Raw genomic sequence first — 16,706 nt, forward strand, 5'->3', positions numbered from 1 at the left:
AGCCGGCCCCGCCGCAGGCGGTCACCCCGCCGCCGGCCCCGCCCGCCGCCGCGCCGACGATGCCCGCCGCTCCCCCGGCCCCGCCGGCCGCGCCGCCCGCGCCCGCCCCCGGCACCGGGAAGATCAACCTGGACAAGGGCCGGGTCAGTCTCCAGAAGAACCAGACCGTCTCCCTGATGAAGGGCGGCCGCCCGCTGCTGTCCCAGGTCACGATGGGCCTCGGCTGGGAGCCGGCCTACCGCGGCAAGGACATCGACCTGGACGCCTCGGTCATCGCCTACGGCCCGCAGCGCAACCACGTCGACAGCTGCTACTTCGGCAAGCTCCAGATCGTGGGCGGCGCCATCCGCCACTCCGGCGACAATCTCACCGGCGAGGGCGGCGGTGACGACGAGACGATCACCGTCGACCTCGGCCGGCTCCCCATGGACGTCACCGGACTGGTCTTCACCGTCAACTCCTTCTCCGGCCAGAAGTTCACGGAGGTCGCCAAGGCCTACTGCCGCCTCCTGGACACCACCACCGGCGAGGAACTGGTCCGCTTCGACCTCACCGGCGCGGAGCCGCAGACCGGCGTGATGATGGCGAAGCTGATCCGCCAGTTCTCCGGCGAGTGGGAGATGACCGCCATGGGCGACTTCGTGAAGTCCCGCACGGTGCGGGGCATGGTGAAGCCGGCGAGCCAGGCGCTGTAGGGGGCCGGGCACAGGGCCGCCCCCGGGTCCCCCGGCGCGGCCCTACGCCCGCAGGCCGTCCACCACCAGCGACAGATACCGCCGTACGGAGGTCCCGTCCTCCGCACCGGCCATCTCGGACGCCGTCACCACCCCGTGCACGAGCCGCAGCACCTCGACCGGTTCGACGTCCCGACGCAGCGCGCCCTCCTCCTGCGCCGCCCGGACCAGCCGCGTCGCCGCGCCCCGCACGCAGTCGCCGCACACCGCGCCCATCGCGGCGCCGGTGACGGCCGTGCCCAGCAGTGCCTTCAGTCCGCGCACCTGGAGCATTCCGGCGGCGAGTTCGCCGAGCCACGCGACGAGCGCCTCGCCCGCCGGCCGTCCGGCCGCGATCGTGTCGGCGCGGGCGGCGATCGCCTCGATGCGCTCCAGGTAGGCGGCCTCCAGCAGCGCCCGGCGCGTCGGGAAGTGCCGGTACAGGGTGCCGACGCCGACGCCCGCGCGCTTGGCGATGTCGTCCAGCGAGGCGCCCTCACCGCGCTCGGCGAAGGCCTCCGCCGCCACCGCGAGCAGCCGCTCGCGATTGCGCCGGGCATCCGCACGCATGGGCCTGACCTGCGTCATCCCCCTACTCCCTGCCCGCCGGGAACCCTCCCGGGCAGCCTACCGCGCGGGGCCGGCGCGGCAGGCGGGCCGCCCGGGCGTCACGTGCGGGTGCGGTCATGGGGGAGCCCGCACCCGTCGTGCGTGGGTGCGGGCCGCGCGGACCGGCCTGTCTCAGGCCGCCGCCCAGGGCCAGTCGGCGTCCCGGGCGGCCTCGAGCAGCGGGACCATCCGGAAGGCCGCGTCCGAGAGGCCGCCGAAGGTGTGCCGATTCGCCTTGCCCGACGGGCCGTGGCCCGCCCGGTACCCGGCGAGGTTCCAGGTGTAGACCGGCACGTCCGCCGGCACCTGCTCGGTCGGGTCGCCGTGCCGGCTGTACGCGTACTGCTCGTCGGTGACGATCAGCACCCGGTCGTGCTTGCGGTAGTGCCGCCGGACCGCCTCGGTCGTGTCGGTGCCGCCCAGGTTGCCGAAGCGGTCCAGGATCCTCAGCACCGACTCGCCCCGGCGGAACCTCACGCGACCGCTCGAGGTCCCGAACTCGACGAGGTCGGCGTCCGCCGCCCGCAGCGCGAGCGCCGTGCCGAAGACCGCCGCCGCGTCGGCCCGGTTCAGCTCCGAGCGGTCCGACATCCGCGAGTGGAACATCGAGCCCGAGCGGTCCACGAGGACCAGCGTCCGGCCGGGCAGCGCGGGCACGTTGGCCAGCGAGTGGCCGAGCGCCTGCTCCAGCGGGTACGACCAGCGCAGCGACGGCGCGTGCCGGTACGCGGCGAGGTAGCGGAAGGGGAACTGCCGCGAGCGCGCCACCTGTTCCGGGTCGCTGATCCGCGCCGCGACCCGGGCGGCGGCCTCGTCGGACACGCCGGCCTCGTCGAAGGCGCGCAGGTTGCGGACGAGCGCCATGGCACCCATGGACGGGATCACGGCCTCCCACGCCGCCTTGTCCATCGGGCCCTGGAGCCAGCCGGCCAGCATCTCCCAGGTGAAGCCCGCGGCCGCGAGCCGCTCGGCGCCGTCGGGCGCGGTGACGACCGCCCGCCGCCGCTCGACGGGCAGCTCCATCAGCTCGCGGTGCGCGACCAGGACGCGGTTCGAGGCGGGCGGCACCGCGGTGTCGGGGTTGTGCCGGCGGTCCAGCGCGTACCGGAACAGCTCCCCCTGCCACGGCTTCTCCGGGTCCGGCGCCGCGTGCACCAGATTGAGGATGTCGCCGAAGCGGTACCCCTTGGACGCGGTGTCGTACTTCAGCAGCGACTTGCCGTGGTAGAGCCGCCGTACGGCGTCGGCGACACCCCGCTTGACCGGCTTGGGCACGGCGCGGCCGTACGTGGCCGTCCAGTAGGCCAGCAGCTCGCCGGGCTCGTCGGGCCGCTGGAGCACGGAGGCGACGACCTGCCGGTTGGCGGGACCTTCGGTGGCGCCGGCGTCGAGGCGGGCCTTGACGTACTCGGCGGCGCCGACGATCGAGGCGGTGCGCAGGTTGCCCTCGCCGCGCAGCCAGCCGAGCAGGCCCGCCGTCCAGGACGGGTCGGCGAGGGCGAGTTCGCGCACGAGCGCGGCGAACCGGTCGTCGCGGTCGGCGCCGGACTCGTAGAAGGTCTGCTGCGAGACGAAGTTCCCGACCGCCAGCAGGAAGAGTTCGGAGCGCGGGTCGCGCTCGCGGCCCCGGCCGCCCTGGTGGGTGGTGAGGACGCGGCCCGTCGACGTCACGCGCGAGGTGGGCCGAGCCTTCGCGGACTTGGCGTTGAAGCGTGCCATGGTGAATTCCCCCCGAATTCGTCCGGAGGGAGGCGTGGCGAACTACAGGATGCCCGAGGTCGGAATCGGTGGCGGGACTTTCCGGACGCTCTTCCGGTTGAGCTACACCGACCCGAAGTCGGTGACGGGACTCGAACCCGCAGCATTCCGGTCCAAAGAAGTATCCGCCGCCTGCGCACCGGGCACCCTGCCGTTCGCTGCGCCTCCCGAGATCAAGTCGGCCGCGGCATCGGTTTCTTTTACGAGAAGAAGTAGCCGCGGCCCGCGCACCGGGAGGTGCGTGAAGTTTTCGGTGTCCAGAGTTCAGGTCGGCGGAACCGACAAGGTGCTCCAACCCCTGAGCTACACCGGCGCGTTGTGCCGGAGACGGGACTCGAACCCGTGACCGCCCCATTATCAGTGGAAGTAGGTCCTGCCTTCGCACCTGGACGTTCATCACTCTAAAAGAGCGGCCGCCGGTCGGGCGAGCGAATTAATTGCCGCGCTTCTGCCGCTTCCACGGCCCGGTGATGGCGAGCATGATGCCGGGGGTCTGGATGTTGGCGTACAGGGTGCGGCCGTCGGGCGAGAAGGTGACGCCGGTGAACTCGCTGTACTCGGGCTCCTCCTCGGACCCGATGTTCAGCTCGTTGCGGGCGATGGGGTAGGTGCGGCCGCTGTCGGTGGCGCCGAACAGGTGCTGGACGCCGTCGCCGTCCTCGGCGATGACGAGGCCGCCGTACGGCGAGACGGTGATGTTGTCGGGGCCGTCGAAGGCGCCGTCCGCGGAGGGGTCGGGGTTGACGCCGAGGAGGACCTTCAGGGTGAGGGTGCGGCGCTTGGGGTCGTAGAACCAGACCTGGCCGTCGTGCGGCCGGCCGGGGCTCTCGTCGCGGGCGAAGGAGGAGACGACGTAGGCGCCGCCGTCGGCCCACCACATGCCCTCCAGCTTGCGGGCGCGGGTGACCTGGCCGGTGGTGAACTGCTTGCGCACGGACGTGGTCCTCGCGTCACGGTCGGGGACCTCGACCCAGTCGACGCCGTAGACGGTGCCGGTCTTCGTGGCGCGGGAGAGGTCGTCGACGAACTTGCCGCCGGAGTCGAAGCACTTGAACGCCTCGAGGACACCGGCGTCGTCGGCGAGGGTGCGCAGCCGGCCCCGGCCGTGCCGGAAGCCCTGCGGCGGGGTCCAGCGGTAGAACAGGCCGTTGGGGCCGGAGGCGTCCTCGGTGAGGTAGAGGTGGCCGCGCTTGGGGTCGACGACGACGGCCTCGTGGGCGTAGCGGCCGAGGGCCTTGACCGGCTTGGGGTCGCGGTTGGCGCGCCGGTCCTCGGGGTCGACCTCGAAGACGTAGCCGTGGTCCTTGGTCATGCCGTTCCTGCCGGCCTTGTCCTCGGTCTCCTCGCAGGTCAGCCAGGTGCCCCACGGGGTGCTGCCACCGGCGCAGTTGGTGGCGGTACCGGCGATGCCGACCCACTCGGCGACGTGGCCGCCGCGGCGGACCTCGACGACCGTGCAGCCGCCGGCGGCGGCGGGGTCGTAGACCAGGCCCTCGGTGAGCGGCACGGGGTGGGGCCAGCCGTCGCGGTGGCCGCCGAGTTCGTGGTTGTTGACGAGGAGGGTGGTGCCGCGCGGGCCCTCGAAGGTGGCGGTGCCGTCGTGGTTGGAGGGGGTGTACTCGCCCGTCTCCAGCTTGGTCCGGCCGCAGTAGGTGACGATCTCGTACCGGAAGCCGGCGGGCAGGGCGAGGATGCCGTCCGGGTCGGGGACCAGCGGTCCGTAGCCGACTCCCCCGTGGCCGTGGCCGTGGCCGTGCGCGTCCCCGGCGCTCTCGGTGTCGGTGGACGCGAGGGCCTGCGGGGCGGTGGCGAGGGCGCCGACGCTGCCCGCCAGTACGACTCCCGCTCCGGTGAGAGCGGATCGACTGGCGAAGTCCCTGCGGGTGAGCGACATGGTGTCTCCTGTGACGATGAGCGTGCCGTGGAGGGTGGCGGACCTCGGTTCGGCGTCACGTTGTCGCCCACGTCTGAACAGCAGTTGAACTGAGCGAGGCCGCACCCTGCCCACTTGCGTGAATCCGCACGGGGCGTACGGAGCGGGCCCGCGCGACCGCGAGCGCCCGTGCCGCCCGGGGCGGCACGGGCGGGCGGTGGGGTCCCCCCGCTCGAGCGAAGCCGAGAGTGGGGGAGGCACCCCGCGGGCGCCGGGCCGCGTCACCCGCCCGCCGGTCCGCCGGACCAAGGGCTCCGGGACACCCCGGTCACCCGCGCACGCTCAGCCCCCGTGCTGCGACCTCGCCTTGAACGCCGCCTTCCGCGCCTCCTTGGCGACCTTCTTGTCGGGGTGCAGCCGCCCCATCGCCTCCAGGACGTCCGCCGTCGCCGGGTGCCCGACCCGCCAGGCCGTGTCGAAGAACCCGCTGTGCTGCCTGGCCAGGCCCTCCACGAGGGCCTGCAGTTCCTCGGAGTTGCCCTCGGCGGCGAGCTGCGCGGCCACGGTGTCGATGGTCAGCCAGAAGACCATCTCCTGCGGCGGTGCGGGCACGTCCCGCGCCCCGTGCTCGGTCAGCCAGACCCGGGCCAGTCCGCCGAGTTCCGCGTCGTCGAGGACCTCGCGCAGCGCGGGCTCGGCCCCGGCGCCGACCAGGGACAGCGCCTGCTGGCAGCGCAGCCGGCGCAGGGGCGCGCCGGCGTCCGAGCCGCGGGCGGCGGCCAGCAGTTCGCGCGCCGCGGCGAGCGGTTCGCGGTGGGCCAGCCACAACTCGGTCTCGGCGTGGGCCGACACGGGCGGGTAGGACGCCGTGCCGTCCAGCAGCGCGTCGGCGCCCTTGTCGGCGAGGTCGCCGACGGCCGGCGCCTCGAAACCGGCCTCCAGCAGCCGGGTGCGCAGTGCGTACAGTCCGAGCGGAGTGAGCCCGACCATGCCGTAGCGGGCGACGTCGGTCTCGTCGACGGGCGCCGCCGGCTCCTCGTCCGCGTCGGCCATCAGCGCCTCGTCCACCGGGCGGTACGTGACGAGGCCGACGGGCTCCAGCAGCCGGAACTGGTCGTCCAGCCGCATCATCGCGTCGGAGACCTGCTCCAGCATGTCGTTGGTGGGCTCGCCCGTGTCGCTGGGCACGATCACGGACGCGGCCAGCGCGGGCAGCGGCACCGGGGAGCCGTCGGGCCCGTCCTCGCCGACGGTGAGCAGGTACAGGTTGCCCAGCACGCCGTCGAGGAACTCCGCCTCGGCCTCCGGGTCCCAGCCGAGGGAGGACAGGTCGACCGCGCCGCCCTCGGCCATCGCGTCGACCAGGTCGTCCACGTCGGGCACGCTCGCGTCGGCGAGCACGGTCTCCAGGGCGGTGAGCCACACGCCCAGCACGTCCTGCGGGGAGCCGCCGGTGAGCAGGGCGAGGTCCTCACCCGTCGTGACGGTGCCCTCCTCCTCGTCGGTGATCTCCACCAGCCCGGTGTCCACCGCGATCCGCCACGCCTCGCTCGCGTACGCCGCGGCGTCGTCCCCGGTCAGCCCGAGCACCTCGGCCGCCGCGGGCAGCTGTTCCTCGACGAGCCCGCCGCCGGCGTCGACGCGGGTGTCCGGCCCGGCCCAGCGGGCGAGCCGGGCGGCCCGGGAGAGCACCGGCGTCGACAGCGCGTCGCGGGCCAGCTCCGCTTCGGGACGCAGCCGTGCGGGCGGCAGGGTGGAGCTGTCTGACATCGGCTGTTTCTCCTCGCGCGCCTCGACCGCCGTACGGCCATCCTCACCGCCGTACGGCTCAGCCGCTCAGCCTAGACGGGTTTCCACCCATGCCGCCCGGTTCATCTCCCCGTCGGGTGCCGTACATGGCCGAAACCTTGACAACCGGCCCGGCCAGGCAGGAGATTGACGCGCGTAGAAAGCGGGGGGACAAGTGTTCACTCAGGGCCTCGTACGGCCCCGTGGCCCCTCGCGTCCCACCCTCGTCCCGGCGCTCCGTCACGTCCCCGGAGGGATCCCGTTGGCCAGCAAGTCCTCCGCGCGCCTCGCCGCGCTCACCGTCGCCGCCGTCTGCTCGGCCGCGTCCACCGTCGTCCTCACCTCGCCCGCGCACGCCGAGTCGGTGCGCATCCACGACATCCAGGGCACGACCCGGCTGTCGCCGTACGCCGGCCGGCAGGTCGCGGACGTGACCGGAATCGTCACCGGCGTCCGGGGCTACGGCTCGTCCAAGGGCTTCTGGATGCAGGACCCGGACCCGGACGCGGATCCGGCCACCAGCGAAGGCGTCTTCGTCTTCACGAGCTCCACGCCGAAGGTCGCCGTCGGTGACGCGGTCACCGTCTCCGGCACGGTCTCGGAGTACGTCCCGGGCGGCGCCTCGTCCGGCAACCAGTCGCTGACCGAGATCACCCGCACGACGTTCACGGTCCTCTCCGGCGGCAACCCGGTGCCGGCCGCGACGACCGTCTCCGCCCGGTCCGTGCCGCGCGCCTTCGCCCCCGCCGGCGACCCGGCCGCGAACGGCTCGGTCGACGCCCTGCCGCTGCGCCCGGCGGAGTACGCCCTGGACTACTACGAGTCCCTCGAGGGCATGAACGTCCGGGTCGCCGACGCCCGCGTGGTCGGCGCCTCCGACCCGTACACCGAGCTGTGGGTCACGGTGAAGCCGTGGGAGAACGCCAACCGCCGCGGCGGCACGGTCTACGGCTCCTACGCCTCCCAGAACACCGGCCGGCTCCAGATCCAGTCCCTGGGCAAGCCGGCCGACTTCCCCGCCGCGACCGTGGGCGACACGCTCGCCGGCACGACCGCGGGCCCGCTGGACTACAACCAGTTCGGCGGCTACACGCTGGTCGCGAGCGAGATCGGCGCCCTGGAGAGCGGCGGCACCGAGCGCGAGTCGACGCGTGCGCAGAGCGGCCACGAGTTGGCGGTGGCGACGTACAACGTCGAGAACCTCGACCCGTCCGACGACACCTTCGCCGCGCACGCCGACGCGATCGTGCACCGCCTGAAGTCGCCCGACATCGTGTCCCTGGAGGAGATCCAGGACAACAACGGCGCCAAGGACGACGGCACCGTGGCCGCCGACGTGACGGTCGGCAAGCTGATCGACGCGATCGTCGCGGCGGGCGGCCCGCGCTACGAGTGGCGGGGCGTCGACCCGGTCGACAAGGCGGACGGCGGCGAGCCCGGCGGCAACATCCGCCAGGCGTTCCTGTTCAACCCGCGGCGGGTCTCCTTCACCGACCGCGAGGCCGGTGACGCGGCCACCGCGACCGGGGTGGCGAAGATACGCGGCAAGGCGGTGCTCACGCACTCCCCCGGCCGTGTCGACCCGGCGAACCCGGCCTGGGAGAACAGCCGCAAGCCGCTGGCCGGCGAGTTCGTCTTCCGCGGCCGGACGGTCTTCGTCATCGCCAACCACTTCAACTCCAAGGGCGGCGACCAGGGCCTGACCGCGCGGTACCAGCCGCCGGCGCGCAGCTCGGAGACCCAGCGCCACCTCCAGGCGAAGGCCGTGAACACCTTCGTCAAGGAGATCCTCTCCGCCCAGAAGAACGCGGACGTCGTCGCCCTCGGCGACATCAACGACTTCGAGTTCTCCGGGACGGCGAAGATCCTGGAGGACGGCGGCGCGCTGTGGTCGGCGGTCAAGTCGCTGCCGCCGAGCGAGCGTTACTCGTACGTCTACCAGGGCAGCAGTCAGGTCCTCGACCAGATACTGGTCAGCCCGTCGATCCGGCGCGGCGGGCACCTGTCCTACGACAGCGTGCACGTAAACGCCGAGTTCCCCGACCAGATCAGCGACCACGACCCGCAGGTGCTGCGGTTCCGTCCGTAAGCGGGTCGCGAGGTCGCGTGGGGGCGGCGGTTCAGTGGGGCACGAGGCCGAGGGCGTGGTCGTAGCGCTCGACCGTGCTGCTCTTGAGTCCGGGCCAGTTCTGTACCCGTTCCCACGCGGCCGTCGCCGAACCGACGCCGTCGCCGGGTGCGGCGAGGGCGTCGATGTGGGCCCGGGCGCTCTCCCACTCGGCGTAGTTGAGGACCCGGGTGCCGTCGGTGCTGAGGTGGAAGTGGGCGGAGATGCCGCCGGGGGCGGGCTTCGGCTCGCTGTCCAGGGCCTCGAAGACCGCGTCCACCCAGGCACGTTGCCGCTCGGGGTCCGGCCCCTCGAACTCGATGTCGACGACGACGATGCAGCCCGGGACGGGAGCCGCCCCACCGGTCCGGGTGCCGCTGCGGTAGCGCCGGTACCGGCCGAGCCGCAGGCGTTCGATGCCCGGCACGGCGGTGTCGATCTCGTCGACGCGCTCCTGCCGGTGTGTCTTCACGAAGGCCTCGTACGCCTGCTCGCTCGCCCACTGCGAGTGGTGCAGCAGCGTACTGCCGTCGTGGCCGGTGTAGACGTGGTAGCCCAGCAGGCCGTCGGCGGGCCAGGGGCGGCGCTCCCAGGTGCGGGCGATGGCGTCGACGGTCTCCCGCTGCCGCTCGGGGGTGCCGACACGCCAGGTACTGAAGAAGGGGGCCTGCACGTCGGGGCGTTCGAGTTCGGGGTGGGCGTCGGTACGGCGGGTCATGCCGGCCTCCACGGGTCGGTGGTCGTCGGGTGCACGCACCACCCTCCGACCTCGACCATGGTCGAGGTCAAGTGCGGAATACCGCCGCCGCACAACGACGACGAGGGGCCCGTCGCCGGAGCCCCTCGTCGCGCCGCCTCCGGATCCCGCGGTGCCCGGTCAGCCGGCCGTGCCGGGTCAGCAGTGCCCGTGCCGCCGGCGCCGCAGCACACCCGCCGCGACCGCCGCGCCGGCCGCCGCCCCGGCGACGAGCAGCGGACGCGGATGCCGCATACCGGCCCGGACCACGCCGCGCACCCGCTCGGGCACCCGCTGCCGGGCCTCGTACCGGGCGGTGTCCCCGGCGCTGCCCGCCTTGTCGTGCACGGTGTGACCGGCGCGGCTCGCCCTGTCCTGCGCGGTGTGACCGGCCTGCGCGGCCGAGCTGCGCAGCTGCACGGTCAGGGCTCCCGCCTTGTCCCTGAGGTCGGCGGCCCGGGCCTTGGCGCGGCCCTTCACGTCCGCCTTCCCCGCCAGCTCCTCGACGGTGTCGCCGAGCTGGCTGCGGGTCAGTTCGATCTGCCGTCGCAGCTCGTCGGGCCCCTTGGCCCCGCCGGTCGGCTGCGCGGTGGAGCCGGTCCTCGCGCCGTCTCCGCTCGTCGCGTCGGTCATCGATGCGCCCTTTCCCTGATCTCGTCCACGTCGGCCTTCACGCTGCCGATGGTCTGCTCGGGCGTGGGGGGTGCGGCACGGCGGAGCTGGGCACGGCCGGCCATGGCCAGGACGCCCGCGATCACGAAGAGCACCGCCGTCACGATGAGCGCCGCGGCCCAGACCGGCAGCACCAGCGAGAGTGCGGCGGTGGCCGTCCCCGCCAGGGCGAACAGGCCCACATAGGCGATGGCGCCCGCGGCACCGAGCATTCCGCCGCCGCGTCCGACGCGCTTGCCCTTCGCGGCGAGCTCCTCCTTGGCAAGGGCCACTTCCTGGCGCACGAGCCGGGAGAGCTGTTCGGTGGCCTGACCGACGAGTTCGCCCACGGAGTGGTGCTCGTCGTGCACTGGCCTGGTGTGCAAGGTCCCGGTCACGGTATTCCGCCTCCTCTCGGTTCGGAGGCTTCCGGGTACCCCCGGCGGGCGGGCACTACCCCGAGGCTCGAACGATCAGCTTTCCTTACCGATACCGCGTAGAAGATTTAAGTAGAGCTGCACCGTTCGGGGGCCGAGACTACCCGCATGACGACAGAGACGACGACGGAGACCCACCCGCCGCCCGCCGCCCCCGCCCGCCCCTTCGGCCGCGCCCTGTGCGCCATGGTCACGCCCTTCACCGAGGCGGGCGCGCTCGACCTCGACGGCGCGCAGCGGCTCGCGGACCGGCTGGTGTCCCGGGGCTGCGACTGCCTGGTGCTGTCCGGCACGACGGGCGAGTCGCCGACCACCACGGACGCGGAGAAGGCGGCGCTGGTCACGGCGGTGCGCGAGGCGGTCGGGGACCGGGCGGCGCTGGTCGCCGGGGTGGGCACCGCCGACACCCGGCACACGGTGGAGCTGGCGCGGGCCGCCGAGAAGGCCGGCGCGGACGGCCTGCTGGTCGTCGCGCCGTACTACAGCAGGCCCCCGCAGGACGCGCTGGAGGCCCACTTCAGGGAGATCGCGGACGCCTGCGGGCTGCCGCTGATGCTCTACGACATCCCGGGCCGCACCGGCACCCGCATCGAGCCCGGCACGCTCGTCCGGCTGGCCGGGCACCCGCGCGTCGTGGCCGTCAAGGACTGCTCCTACGACCTGCTCGGCACCCAGAAGGTGCTCTCCCGCACCGGCCTGGCGTACTACGCGGGCTGCGACGAGCAGGTCCTCGCCCTGTACGCGATCGGCGCCGCCGGCTGCGTCAGCACCGTCGCGAACGTCGCGCCGGAAGCGTTCCGGGCCGTTCTGGACGCCTTCGACGCGGGCGACGTCCGGGAGGCGGCCCGGCTCCAGTGGCGGACGATCGCCCTCACCGAACTGATGATGGCCTCGGACCTGCCCGGCACGGTCACCGCCAAGGCCCTCCTGAACGCGCTGGGCCTGCCCGCGGGCCCGGTCCGCGCACCGCTGCGCCCCGCGGACGCCGGGACGACCGCCCGGCTGCTGGCGGCCCACGGCGACCTGACCGCCGACGCCGCGCCGCTCCCGGCGTGACCGCCCGGTCCCGCCGAACGGACGAGTGCCCTCCCGGACGGGCCCGCGGGGGGCGTCCGGAAGGGCACTCGGAAACGCGGCGACCGTTCGGGACGGTCAGTTGTGGCTGTGGAGGACGTCGTTCAGGCCGCCCCAGACCGCGTTGTTCGGGCGGGCCTCGACCGCGCCCGAGACCGAGTTGCGGCGGAAGAGGATGTTCGAGGCGCCGGAGAGTTCGCGGGCCTTGACGATCTGGCCGTCGGGCATGGTGACGCGGGTGCCGGCGGTGACGTACAGGCCGGCCTCGACCACGCACTCGTCGCCGAGCGCGATGCCGACGCCCGCCTCGGCGCCGACCAGGCAGCGCTCGCCGATGGAGATGATCACGTTGCCGCCGCCGGACAGCGTGCCCATGGTGGAGGCCCCGCCGCCGATGTCCGAACCGTCGCCGACGACGACGCCCGCGGAGATGCGGCCCTCGACCATCGACGTGCCGAGCGTGCCGGCGTTGAAGTTGACGAAGCCCTCGTGCATGACGGTGGTGCCCTCGGAGAGGTGCGCGCCGAGGCGGACGCGGTCGGCGTCGGCGATGCGGACGCCCTTGGGGGCGACGTAGTCCGTCATGCGGGGGAACTTGTCGATCGAGGTGACCTGGAGGTGCAGGCCCTCGGCGCGGGCGTTCAGGCGGACCTTCTCGACGTCGTCGACGGCGACCGGGCCGAGCGAGGTCCAGGCGACGTTGGCGAGGTGGCCGAAGATGCCCTCGAGGTTCTGGCCGTGCGGCTTGACCAGGCGGTGCGAGAGCAGGTGCAGGCGCAGGTAGACGTCGTGGGCGTCGATCGGCTTGTCGTCGAGCGAGGCGATGACCGTGCGGACCGCGACCACCTCGACACCGCGACGGGCGTCCGGACCGACCGCCGCGGTCGCGCCGCCGCCGAGCAACTGGGCGGCCTGCTCGGCGGAGAGCCGCTCGGTGCCGGCCGGGCCGGGGCCCTCGGCAGTCGCAGCGGACAGTTCGGGGGCGGGGAACCAGGTGTCGAGGACGGTGCCGTCGGCGGCGACCGTGGCGAGGCCGGCGGCCACGGCGCCGGTGGTGCGGGGAGCAGTCGTGTCGGTCATGGGGGCAACCTAACCGGCCGGGGCCGTCGGGTGCGAACCGACCGAGGGGGCGTCTCAGGTGGCGAGCCGGTGCAGACGCCGGGGCCGGAGCAACCGCTCGGTTCAGCCCAGCACCCGCCCCAGCACCACCCGTACGTACTCCTCGTCGTACGGCGCACCGGTCAGCAGGACCTGGAGGCAGACACCGTCGAGCACGGCCACCAGCGCCCGCGCCGTGACCGGGTCCGTGCGGGCGGCGAGGAGGGCGCCGACCTCCTCCGCCCACTCCGCCGCGACCGGACGCAGCGCCGGGCGGCGCAGGGCCGCCAGGTACAGCTCGTACTCCAGCTCCACGCCCGTACGGTCGCCGGCCAGCCACTCGCCGAGGACGCGGGCCAGCGCGGCGGCCAGGTCCGCGGCGGGGTCCGACAGCGCCGGGTGGGCGGCGACGACCCGGGCGAAGCCCTCGTTGGCCTGCCGCAGGGCGGCGACCAGGAGGTCGTCCAGGGTCGCGAAGTGGTACGTCGTGGAGCCGAGCGGCACGTCCGCCTCCGCGGCGACCGCGCGATGGCTGAGCCCCGCGATGCCCTTCGCCCCGACGACCCGGATCGCCGCGTCGATGATCCGCTGCCGGCGCTCGGGGTCGTGGCGCCGTGCCATCAGTGCGCCCCGCCCAGGTTCAGCACCACCACGCCGACGATGATCAGCGCGATGCCGGCCGCCTTGGTGAGCGTCACCCCCTCCCCCATGAACGCCACCCCGATCGTGGCGATGGCCGCCGTGCCCACCCCGGACCAGATGGCGTACGCCGTGCCGACGGAGAGGGTCTTCAGGGTCTGCGCGAGCAGCGCGAAGGAGATCAGGTAGCCGAGGGCGGTGAGGACCGACGGCACCAGCCGGCTGAAGCCCTCGCTGTACTTCATGGCGGTGGTCCCGGCGACCTCGGCGGCGATGGCTCCGGCCAGGAGCAGGTATCCCATGTGTACGAGCGTACATAACGGAGCCGTCGCAGACAGGAGAACGGCGGCACCCGGTGGGTGCCGCCGTTCTCGTGAGTGTGTGCCTCAGACGTTGAACCCGAGCGCCCTGAGCTGCTCGCGGCCGTCGTCCGTGATCTTGTCCGGGCCCCACGGCGGCATCCAGACCCAGTTGATGCGCAGTTCGCTGACGAGGCCGTCCGTGGCGGACTTGGCCTGGTCCTCGATCACGTCCGTCAGCGGACACGCCGCCGACGTCAGGGTCATGTCGACGGTCGCGATGTTCGCGTCGTCGACGTGGATGCCGTAGATGAGGCCCAGGTTGACGACGTCGATGCCCAGCTCGGGGTCGACCACGTCCATCAGGGCCTCGCGGAGCTCCTCCTCCGAGGCCGGCTTCATCTCCACGGTCTCGCTCATGCCGTCGTCTCCTTCTCGGCGTCGGCGCCCAGCGCCTGGGCCGTCGCGTCCTTCCAGGCCATCCAGCTCAGCAGGGCGCACTTGACCCGGGCCGGGTACTTCGACACCCCGGCGAACGCGACCGCGTCCTCCAGGACGTCCTCCATGGCGTCGTCGGGCTCGATCCTGCCCTTGGACTGCATCAGCTCCAGGAAGGTCTCCTGGATCCTCTGCGCCTGCGCGAGGTCCTTGCCGACCAGCAGGTCGTTCAGTACGGAGGCGGAGGCCTGGCTGATCGAGCAGCCCTGCCCCTCGTACGAGACGTCGCTGATCGTCGTGCCGTCGTACTTCACGCGCAGCGTGATCTCGTCACCGCACGTCGGGTTGACGTGGTGCACCTCGGCGTCGCCATCCCTCAGACCACGCCCGTGCGGGTGCTTGTAGTGGTCCAGGATGACTTCCTGGTACATGGAGTCCAGCTTCATGCGATTCGCTCGTCCCGTCAGCCGAAGAAGTTCCGTACGTGCTCCAGGCCGTCGACCAGCGCGTCGATCTCGCCCGGCGTGGAGTACAGATAGAACGACGCTCGCGTGGTCGCAGGAATTCCGTACCGCAGGCAGACCGGCCGCGCGCAGTGGTGGCCGACCCGGACCGCGATGCCCTGCTCGTCCAGGACCTGGCCCACGTCGTGCGGGTGGATGTCGCCCAGGGTGAAGGAGATCGCGGCGCCGCGCTCCTCGGCCGTGGTGGGGCCGATGATGCGCAGGTCGGGGACCTCCAGCAGCCGCTTGACCGCGTACTCGGTCAGCGCGTGCTCGTGGGCGAGGATCCTGTCCATGCCGATCGTGTTGAGGTAGTCGATCGCCGCGCCGAGACCGACCGCCTGCGCGATGGGCGGCGTGCCCGCCTCGAACTTGTGGGGCGCCGGGGCGTAGGTGGAGGAGTGCATCGAGACGGTCTCGATCATCTCGCCGCCGCCGAGGAACGGCGGGAGGTCCTCCAGCAGCTCCTGGCGGCCCCACAGGACGCCGATGCCGGTCGGGCCGCACATCTTGTGGCCGGTGAAGGCCACGAAGTCGGCCTGGAGGGCCTGCACGTCCAGCGGCATGTGCGGCGCGGCCTGGGAGGCGTCGACGCACACCAGGGCGCCGACCTCCTGGGCGCGGCGCACGATCGCCTCGACCGGGTTCTGGGTGCCCAGGATGTTGGAGACCAGCACGAAGGAGACGATCTTGGTCTTCTCCGTGATGACCTCCTCGATGTTCGAGAGGTCCAGGCGGCCGTCGTCCGTGAGACCGAACCAGCGGAGCTTCGCGCCCGTGCGCTGCGCGAGCAGCTGCCACGGCACGATGTTGGAGTGGTGCTCCATCTCCGTGATGACGATCTCGGTCTCGTGGTCCACGCGGTAGGGCTCGTCGGCCCAGCCCAGCATGTTCGCCACGAGGTTCAGGGACTCCGAGGCGTTCTTGGTGAAGATCACCTCGTCGCGCGACGGTGCGTTGATGAACTCCGCGACCTTGTCACGCGCGCCCTCGTACAGCGCCGTGGCCTCCTCGGCGAGGACGTGCACGCCACGGTGGACGTTGGCGTTGTGCTGCTCGTAGTACTCGTCGAGCACGTCGATGACCTGGCGCGGGGTCTGCGAGGTCGCGGCGTTGTCGAGGTAGACGAGCTTCTTACCGTCGTGGAGCACTCGGTCCAGGATCGGGAAGTCCTTGCGGATCGCCTCGGTGTCGAGGAGGCCCGGCAGCTGTGTCACGCGGATGCGCCACCCTTCGTGTATGCCTCGTAGCCCTCTTCCTCCAGCTTGTCGGCGAGTTCGGCGCCGCCGGACTCGACGATGCGGCCGGCCGAGAAGACGTGGACGTAGTCGGGCTTGATGTAGCGCAGGATGCGCGTGTAGTGCGTGATCAGCAGGGTGCCGACCTCGCCCGTCTCGCGGACGCGGTTGACGCCCTCGGAGACGACGCGCAGCGCGTCGACGTCCAGGCCGGAGTCGGTCTCGTCGAGGATCGCGACCTTCGGCTTGAGCAGCTCGAGCTGGAGGATCTCGTGGCGCTTCTTCTCACCGCCGGAGAAGCCCTCGTTCACGTTGCGCTCGGCGAAGGCGGGGTCCATGTTGAGGCGCTCCATGGCCTCCTTGACCTCCTTCACCCAGGTGCGCAGCTTGGGGGCCTCGCCGCGGACGGCGGTGGCGGAGGTGCGCAGGAAGTTGGAGACCGAGACGCCGGGGACCTCGACCGGGTACTGCATGGCGAGGAACAGGCCGGCACGGGCGCGCTCGTCGACGGACATCTCCAGGACGTCCTCGCCGTCGAGGGTGACGGTGCCGCCGGTGATCGTGTACTTGGGGTGACCCGCGAGCGAGTAGGCGAGGGTCGACTTGCCGGAGCCGTTGGGGCCCATGATGGCGTGCGTCTCGCCCTGCTTCACGGTGAGGTCGACGCCCTTGAGGATCTCCTTCGTGGCGTTGTCGGCCTCGACGGTGACGTGCAGGTCTCGGATTTCAAGCGTTGCCATGGGTG

The 16,706-nt window shown here is 72.6% G+C and carries 17 protein-coding genes and 1 tRNA gene; 3 read left to right on the plus strand and 15 right to left on the minus strand.

Annotated elements, in window-relative coordinates; translation table 11 throughout:
* Window positions 1–695, plus strand: a 695-nt coding sequence (locus tag ACFWJB_RS30000; RefSeq protein ID WP_386926157.1) for a TerD family protein, incomplete at its 5' end; no start/stop codon positions are given.
* A gap of 42 nt (window positions 696–737) precedes the next feature.
* On the opposite strand, the gene ACFWJB_RS30005 is transcribed toward ACFWJB_RS30000, so the two are convergent.
* The 5 genes from ACFWJB_RS30005 to ACFWJB_RS30025 all read right to left on the minus strand — a co-directional run bounded on the left by ACFWJB_RS30005 (window position 738) and on the right by ACFWJB_RS30025 (window position 6,723).
* Window positions 738–1,301, minus strand: coding sequence for a TetR/AcrR family transcriptional regulator (locus tag ACFWJB_RS30005; protein WP_385465180.1), 564 nt, complete (start codon window positions 1,299–1,301; stop codon window positions 738–740).
* Between the two features lie 153 nt (window positions 1,302–1,454).
* Window positions 1,455–3,041 carry a TROVE domain-containing protein gene (locus ACFWJB_RS30010; RefSeq protein WP_386926159.1) on the minus strand — a complete coding sequence of 529 codons (1,587 nt, stop codon included), beginning with the start codon at window positions 3,039–3,041 and terminating at the stop codon, window positions 1,455–1,457.
* 361 nt (window positions 3,042–3,402) lie between these two features.
* Window positions 3,403–3,482, minus strand: a tRNA-Ile gene (locus ACFWJB_RS30015).
* Between the two features lie 31 nt (window positions 3,483–3,513).
* Window positions 3,514–4,974, minus strand: coding sequence for an alkaline phosphatase PhoX (locus ACFWJB_RS30020; protein ID WP_385465174.1), 1,461 nt, complete (start codon window positions 4,972–4,974; stop codon window positions 3,514–3,516).
* 321 nt (window positions 4,975–5,295) lie between these two features.
* Window positions 5,296–6,723, minus strand: coding sequence for a hypothetical protein (locus tag ACFWJB_RS30025; protein ID WP_386926161.1), 1,428 nt, complete (start codon window positions 6,721–6,723; stop codon window positions 5,296–5,298).
* Between the two features lie 280 nt (window positions 6,724–7,003).
* Between ACFWJB_RS30025 and ACFWJB_RS30030 the strand changes: the two genes are divergently transcribed.
* Window positions 7,004–8,830: an endonuclease/exonuclease/phosphatase family protein gene (locus tag ACFWJB_RS30030; protein ID WP_386926163.1), complete on the plus strand. Its 1,827-nt coding sequence runs from the start codon at window positions 7,004–7,006 to the stop codon at window positions 8,828–8,830.
* A gap of 31 nt (window positions 8,831–8,861) precedes the next feature.
* Here the strand turns inward: ACFWJB_RS30030 and ACFWJB_RS30035 are convergent, their stop codons facing one another.
* The 3 genes from ACFWJB_RS30035 to ACFWJB_RS30045 form a co-directional block, all read right to left on the minus strand.
* The gene (locus ACFWJB_RS30035; protein WP_385465164.1) at window positions 8,862–9,566 is read right to left on the minus strand and encodes an antibiotic biosynthesis monooxygenase; all 705 of its coding nucleotides are present in this window, start codon (window positions 9,564–9,566) and stop codon (window positions 8,862–8,864) included.
* A 177-nt stretch (window positions 9,567–9,743) separates the two neighbouring features.
* Window positions 9,744–10,217, minus strand: a complete 474-nt coding sequence (locus tag ACFWJB_RS30040; protein WP_385465161.1) for a DUF3618 domain-containing protein — start codon at window positions 10,215–10,217, stop codon at window positions 9,744–9,746.
* Window positions 10,214–10,633: a phage holin family protein gene (locus tag ACFWJB_RS30045; protein ID WP_385465158.1), complete on the minus strand. Its 420-nt coding sequence runs from the start codon at window positions 10,631–10,633 to the stop codon at window positions 10,214–10,216. The genes ACFWJB_RS30040 and ACFWJB_RS30045 overlap by 4 nt, the downstream gene beginning before the upstream one ends.
* Window positions 10,634–10,780: 147 nt before the next feature.
* Between ACFWJB_RS30045 and dapA the strand changes: the two genes are divergently transcribed.
* On the plus strand, window positions 10,781–11,728 hold the full coding sequence (gene dapA / locus ACFWJB_RS30050; RefSeq protein WP_386926166.1) for a 4-hydroxy-tetrahydrodipicolinate synthase: 948 nt from the start codon (window positions 10,781–10,783) through the stop codon (window positions 11,726–11,728).
* Window positions 11,729–11,824: 96 nt separating this feature from the next.
* Here dapA and dapD read toward each other — a convergent pair whose 3' ends face one another.
* The 7 genes from dapD to sufC form a co-directional block, all read right to left on the minus strand.
* On the minus strand, window positions 11,825–12,826 hold the full coding sequence (gene dapD / locus ACFWJB_RS30055) for a 2,3,4,5-tetrahydropyridine-2,6-dicarboxylate N-succinyltransferase (protein ID WP_385465152.1): 1,002 nt from the start codon (window positions 12,824–12,826) through the stop codon (window positions 11,825–11,827).
* Window positions 12,827–12,928: 102 nt separating this feature from the next.
* The gene (locus ACFWJB_RS30060; RefSeq protein WP_385465149.1) at window positions 12,929–13,465 is read right to left on the minus strand and encodes a TetR/AcrR family transcriptional regulator; all 537 of its coding nucleotides are present in this window, start codon (window positions 13,463–13,465) and stop codon (window positions 12,929–12,931) included.
* Window positions 13,465–13,785 (minus strand): DMT family transporter, encoded by a 321-nt coding sequence (locus tag ACFWJB_RS30065; protein ID WP_386926169.1) that lies wholly within the window; start codon window positions 13,783–13,785, stop codon window positions 13,465–13,467. Before ACFWJB_RS30065 ends, ACFWJB_RS30060 begins: the two co-directional genes overlap by 1 nt.
* Before the next feature lie 84 nt (window positions 13,786–13,869).
* Window positions 13,870–14,202, minus strand: a complete 333-nt coding sequence (locus ACFWJB_RS30070; RefSeq protein WP_030403776.1) for a metal-sulfur cluster assembly factor — start codon at window positions 14,200–14,202, stop codon at window positions 13,870–13,872.
* Window positions 14,199–14,666, minus strand: coding sequence for a Fe-S cluster assembly sulfur transfer protein SufU (gene sufU, locus ACFWJB_RS30075; protein ID WP_385465143.1), 468 nt, complete (start codon window positions 14,664–14,666; stop codon window positions 14,199–14,201). Before sufU ends, ACFWJB_RS30070 begins: the two co-directional genes overlap by 4 nt.
* A 17-nt stretch (window positions 14,667–14,683) precedes the next feature.
* A complete protein-coding gene (locus ACFWJB_RS30080) occupies window positions 14,684–15,940 on the minus strand; it encodes a cysteine desulfurase (protein ID WP_385465140.1) in 1,257 nt (418 codons plus the stop codon).
* Complete coding sequence (gene sufC / locus ACFWJB_RS30085; RefSeq protein ID WP_350721656.1) at window positions 15,937–16,701, minus strand: Fe-S cluster assembly ATPase SufC; 765 nt, start codon at window positions 16,699–16,701, stop codon at window positions 15,937–15,939. The genes ACFWJB_RS30080 and sufC overlap by 4 nt, the downstream gene beginning before the upstream one ends.
* Between the last annotated feature and the right edge of the window lie 5 nt (window positions 16,702–16,706).

Origin of the sequence: Streptomyces sp. NPDC127100, assembly GCF_042724095.1 — a bacterium.
GTDB lineage: Bacteria > Actinomycetota > Actinomycetes > Streptomycetales > Streptomycetaceae > Streptomyces.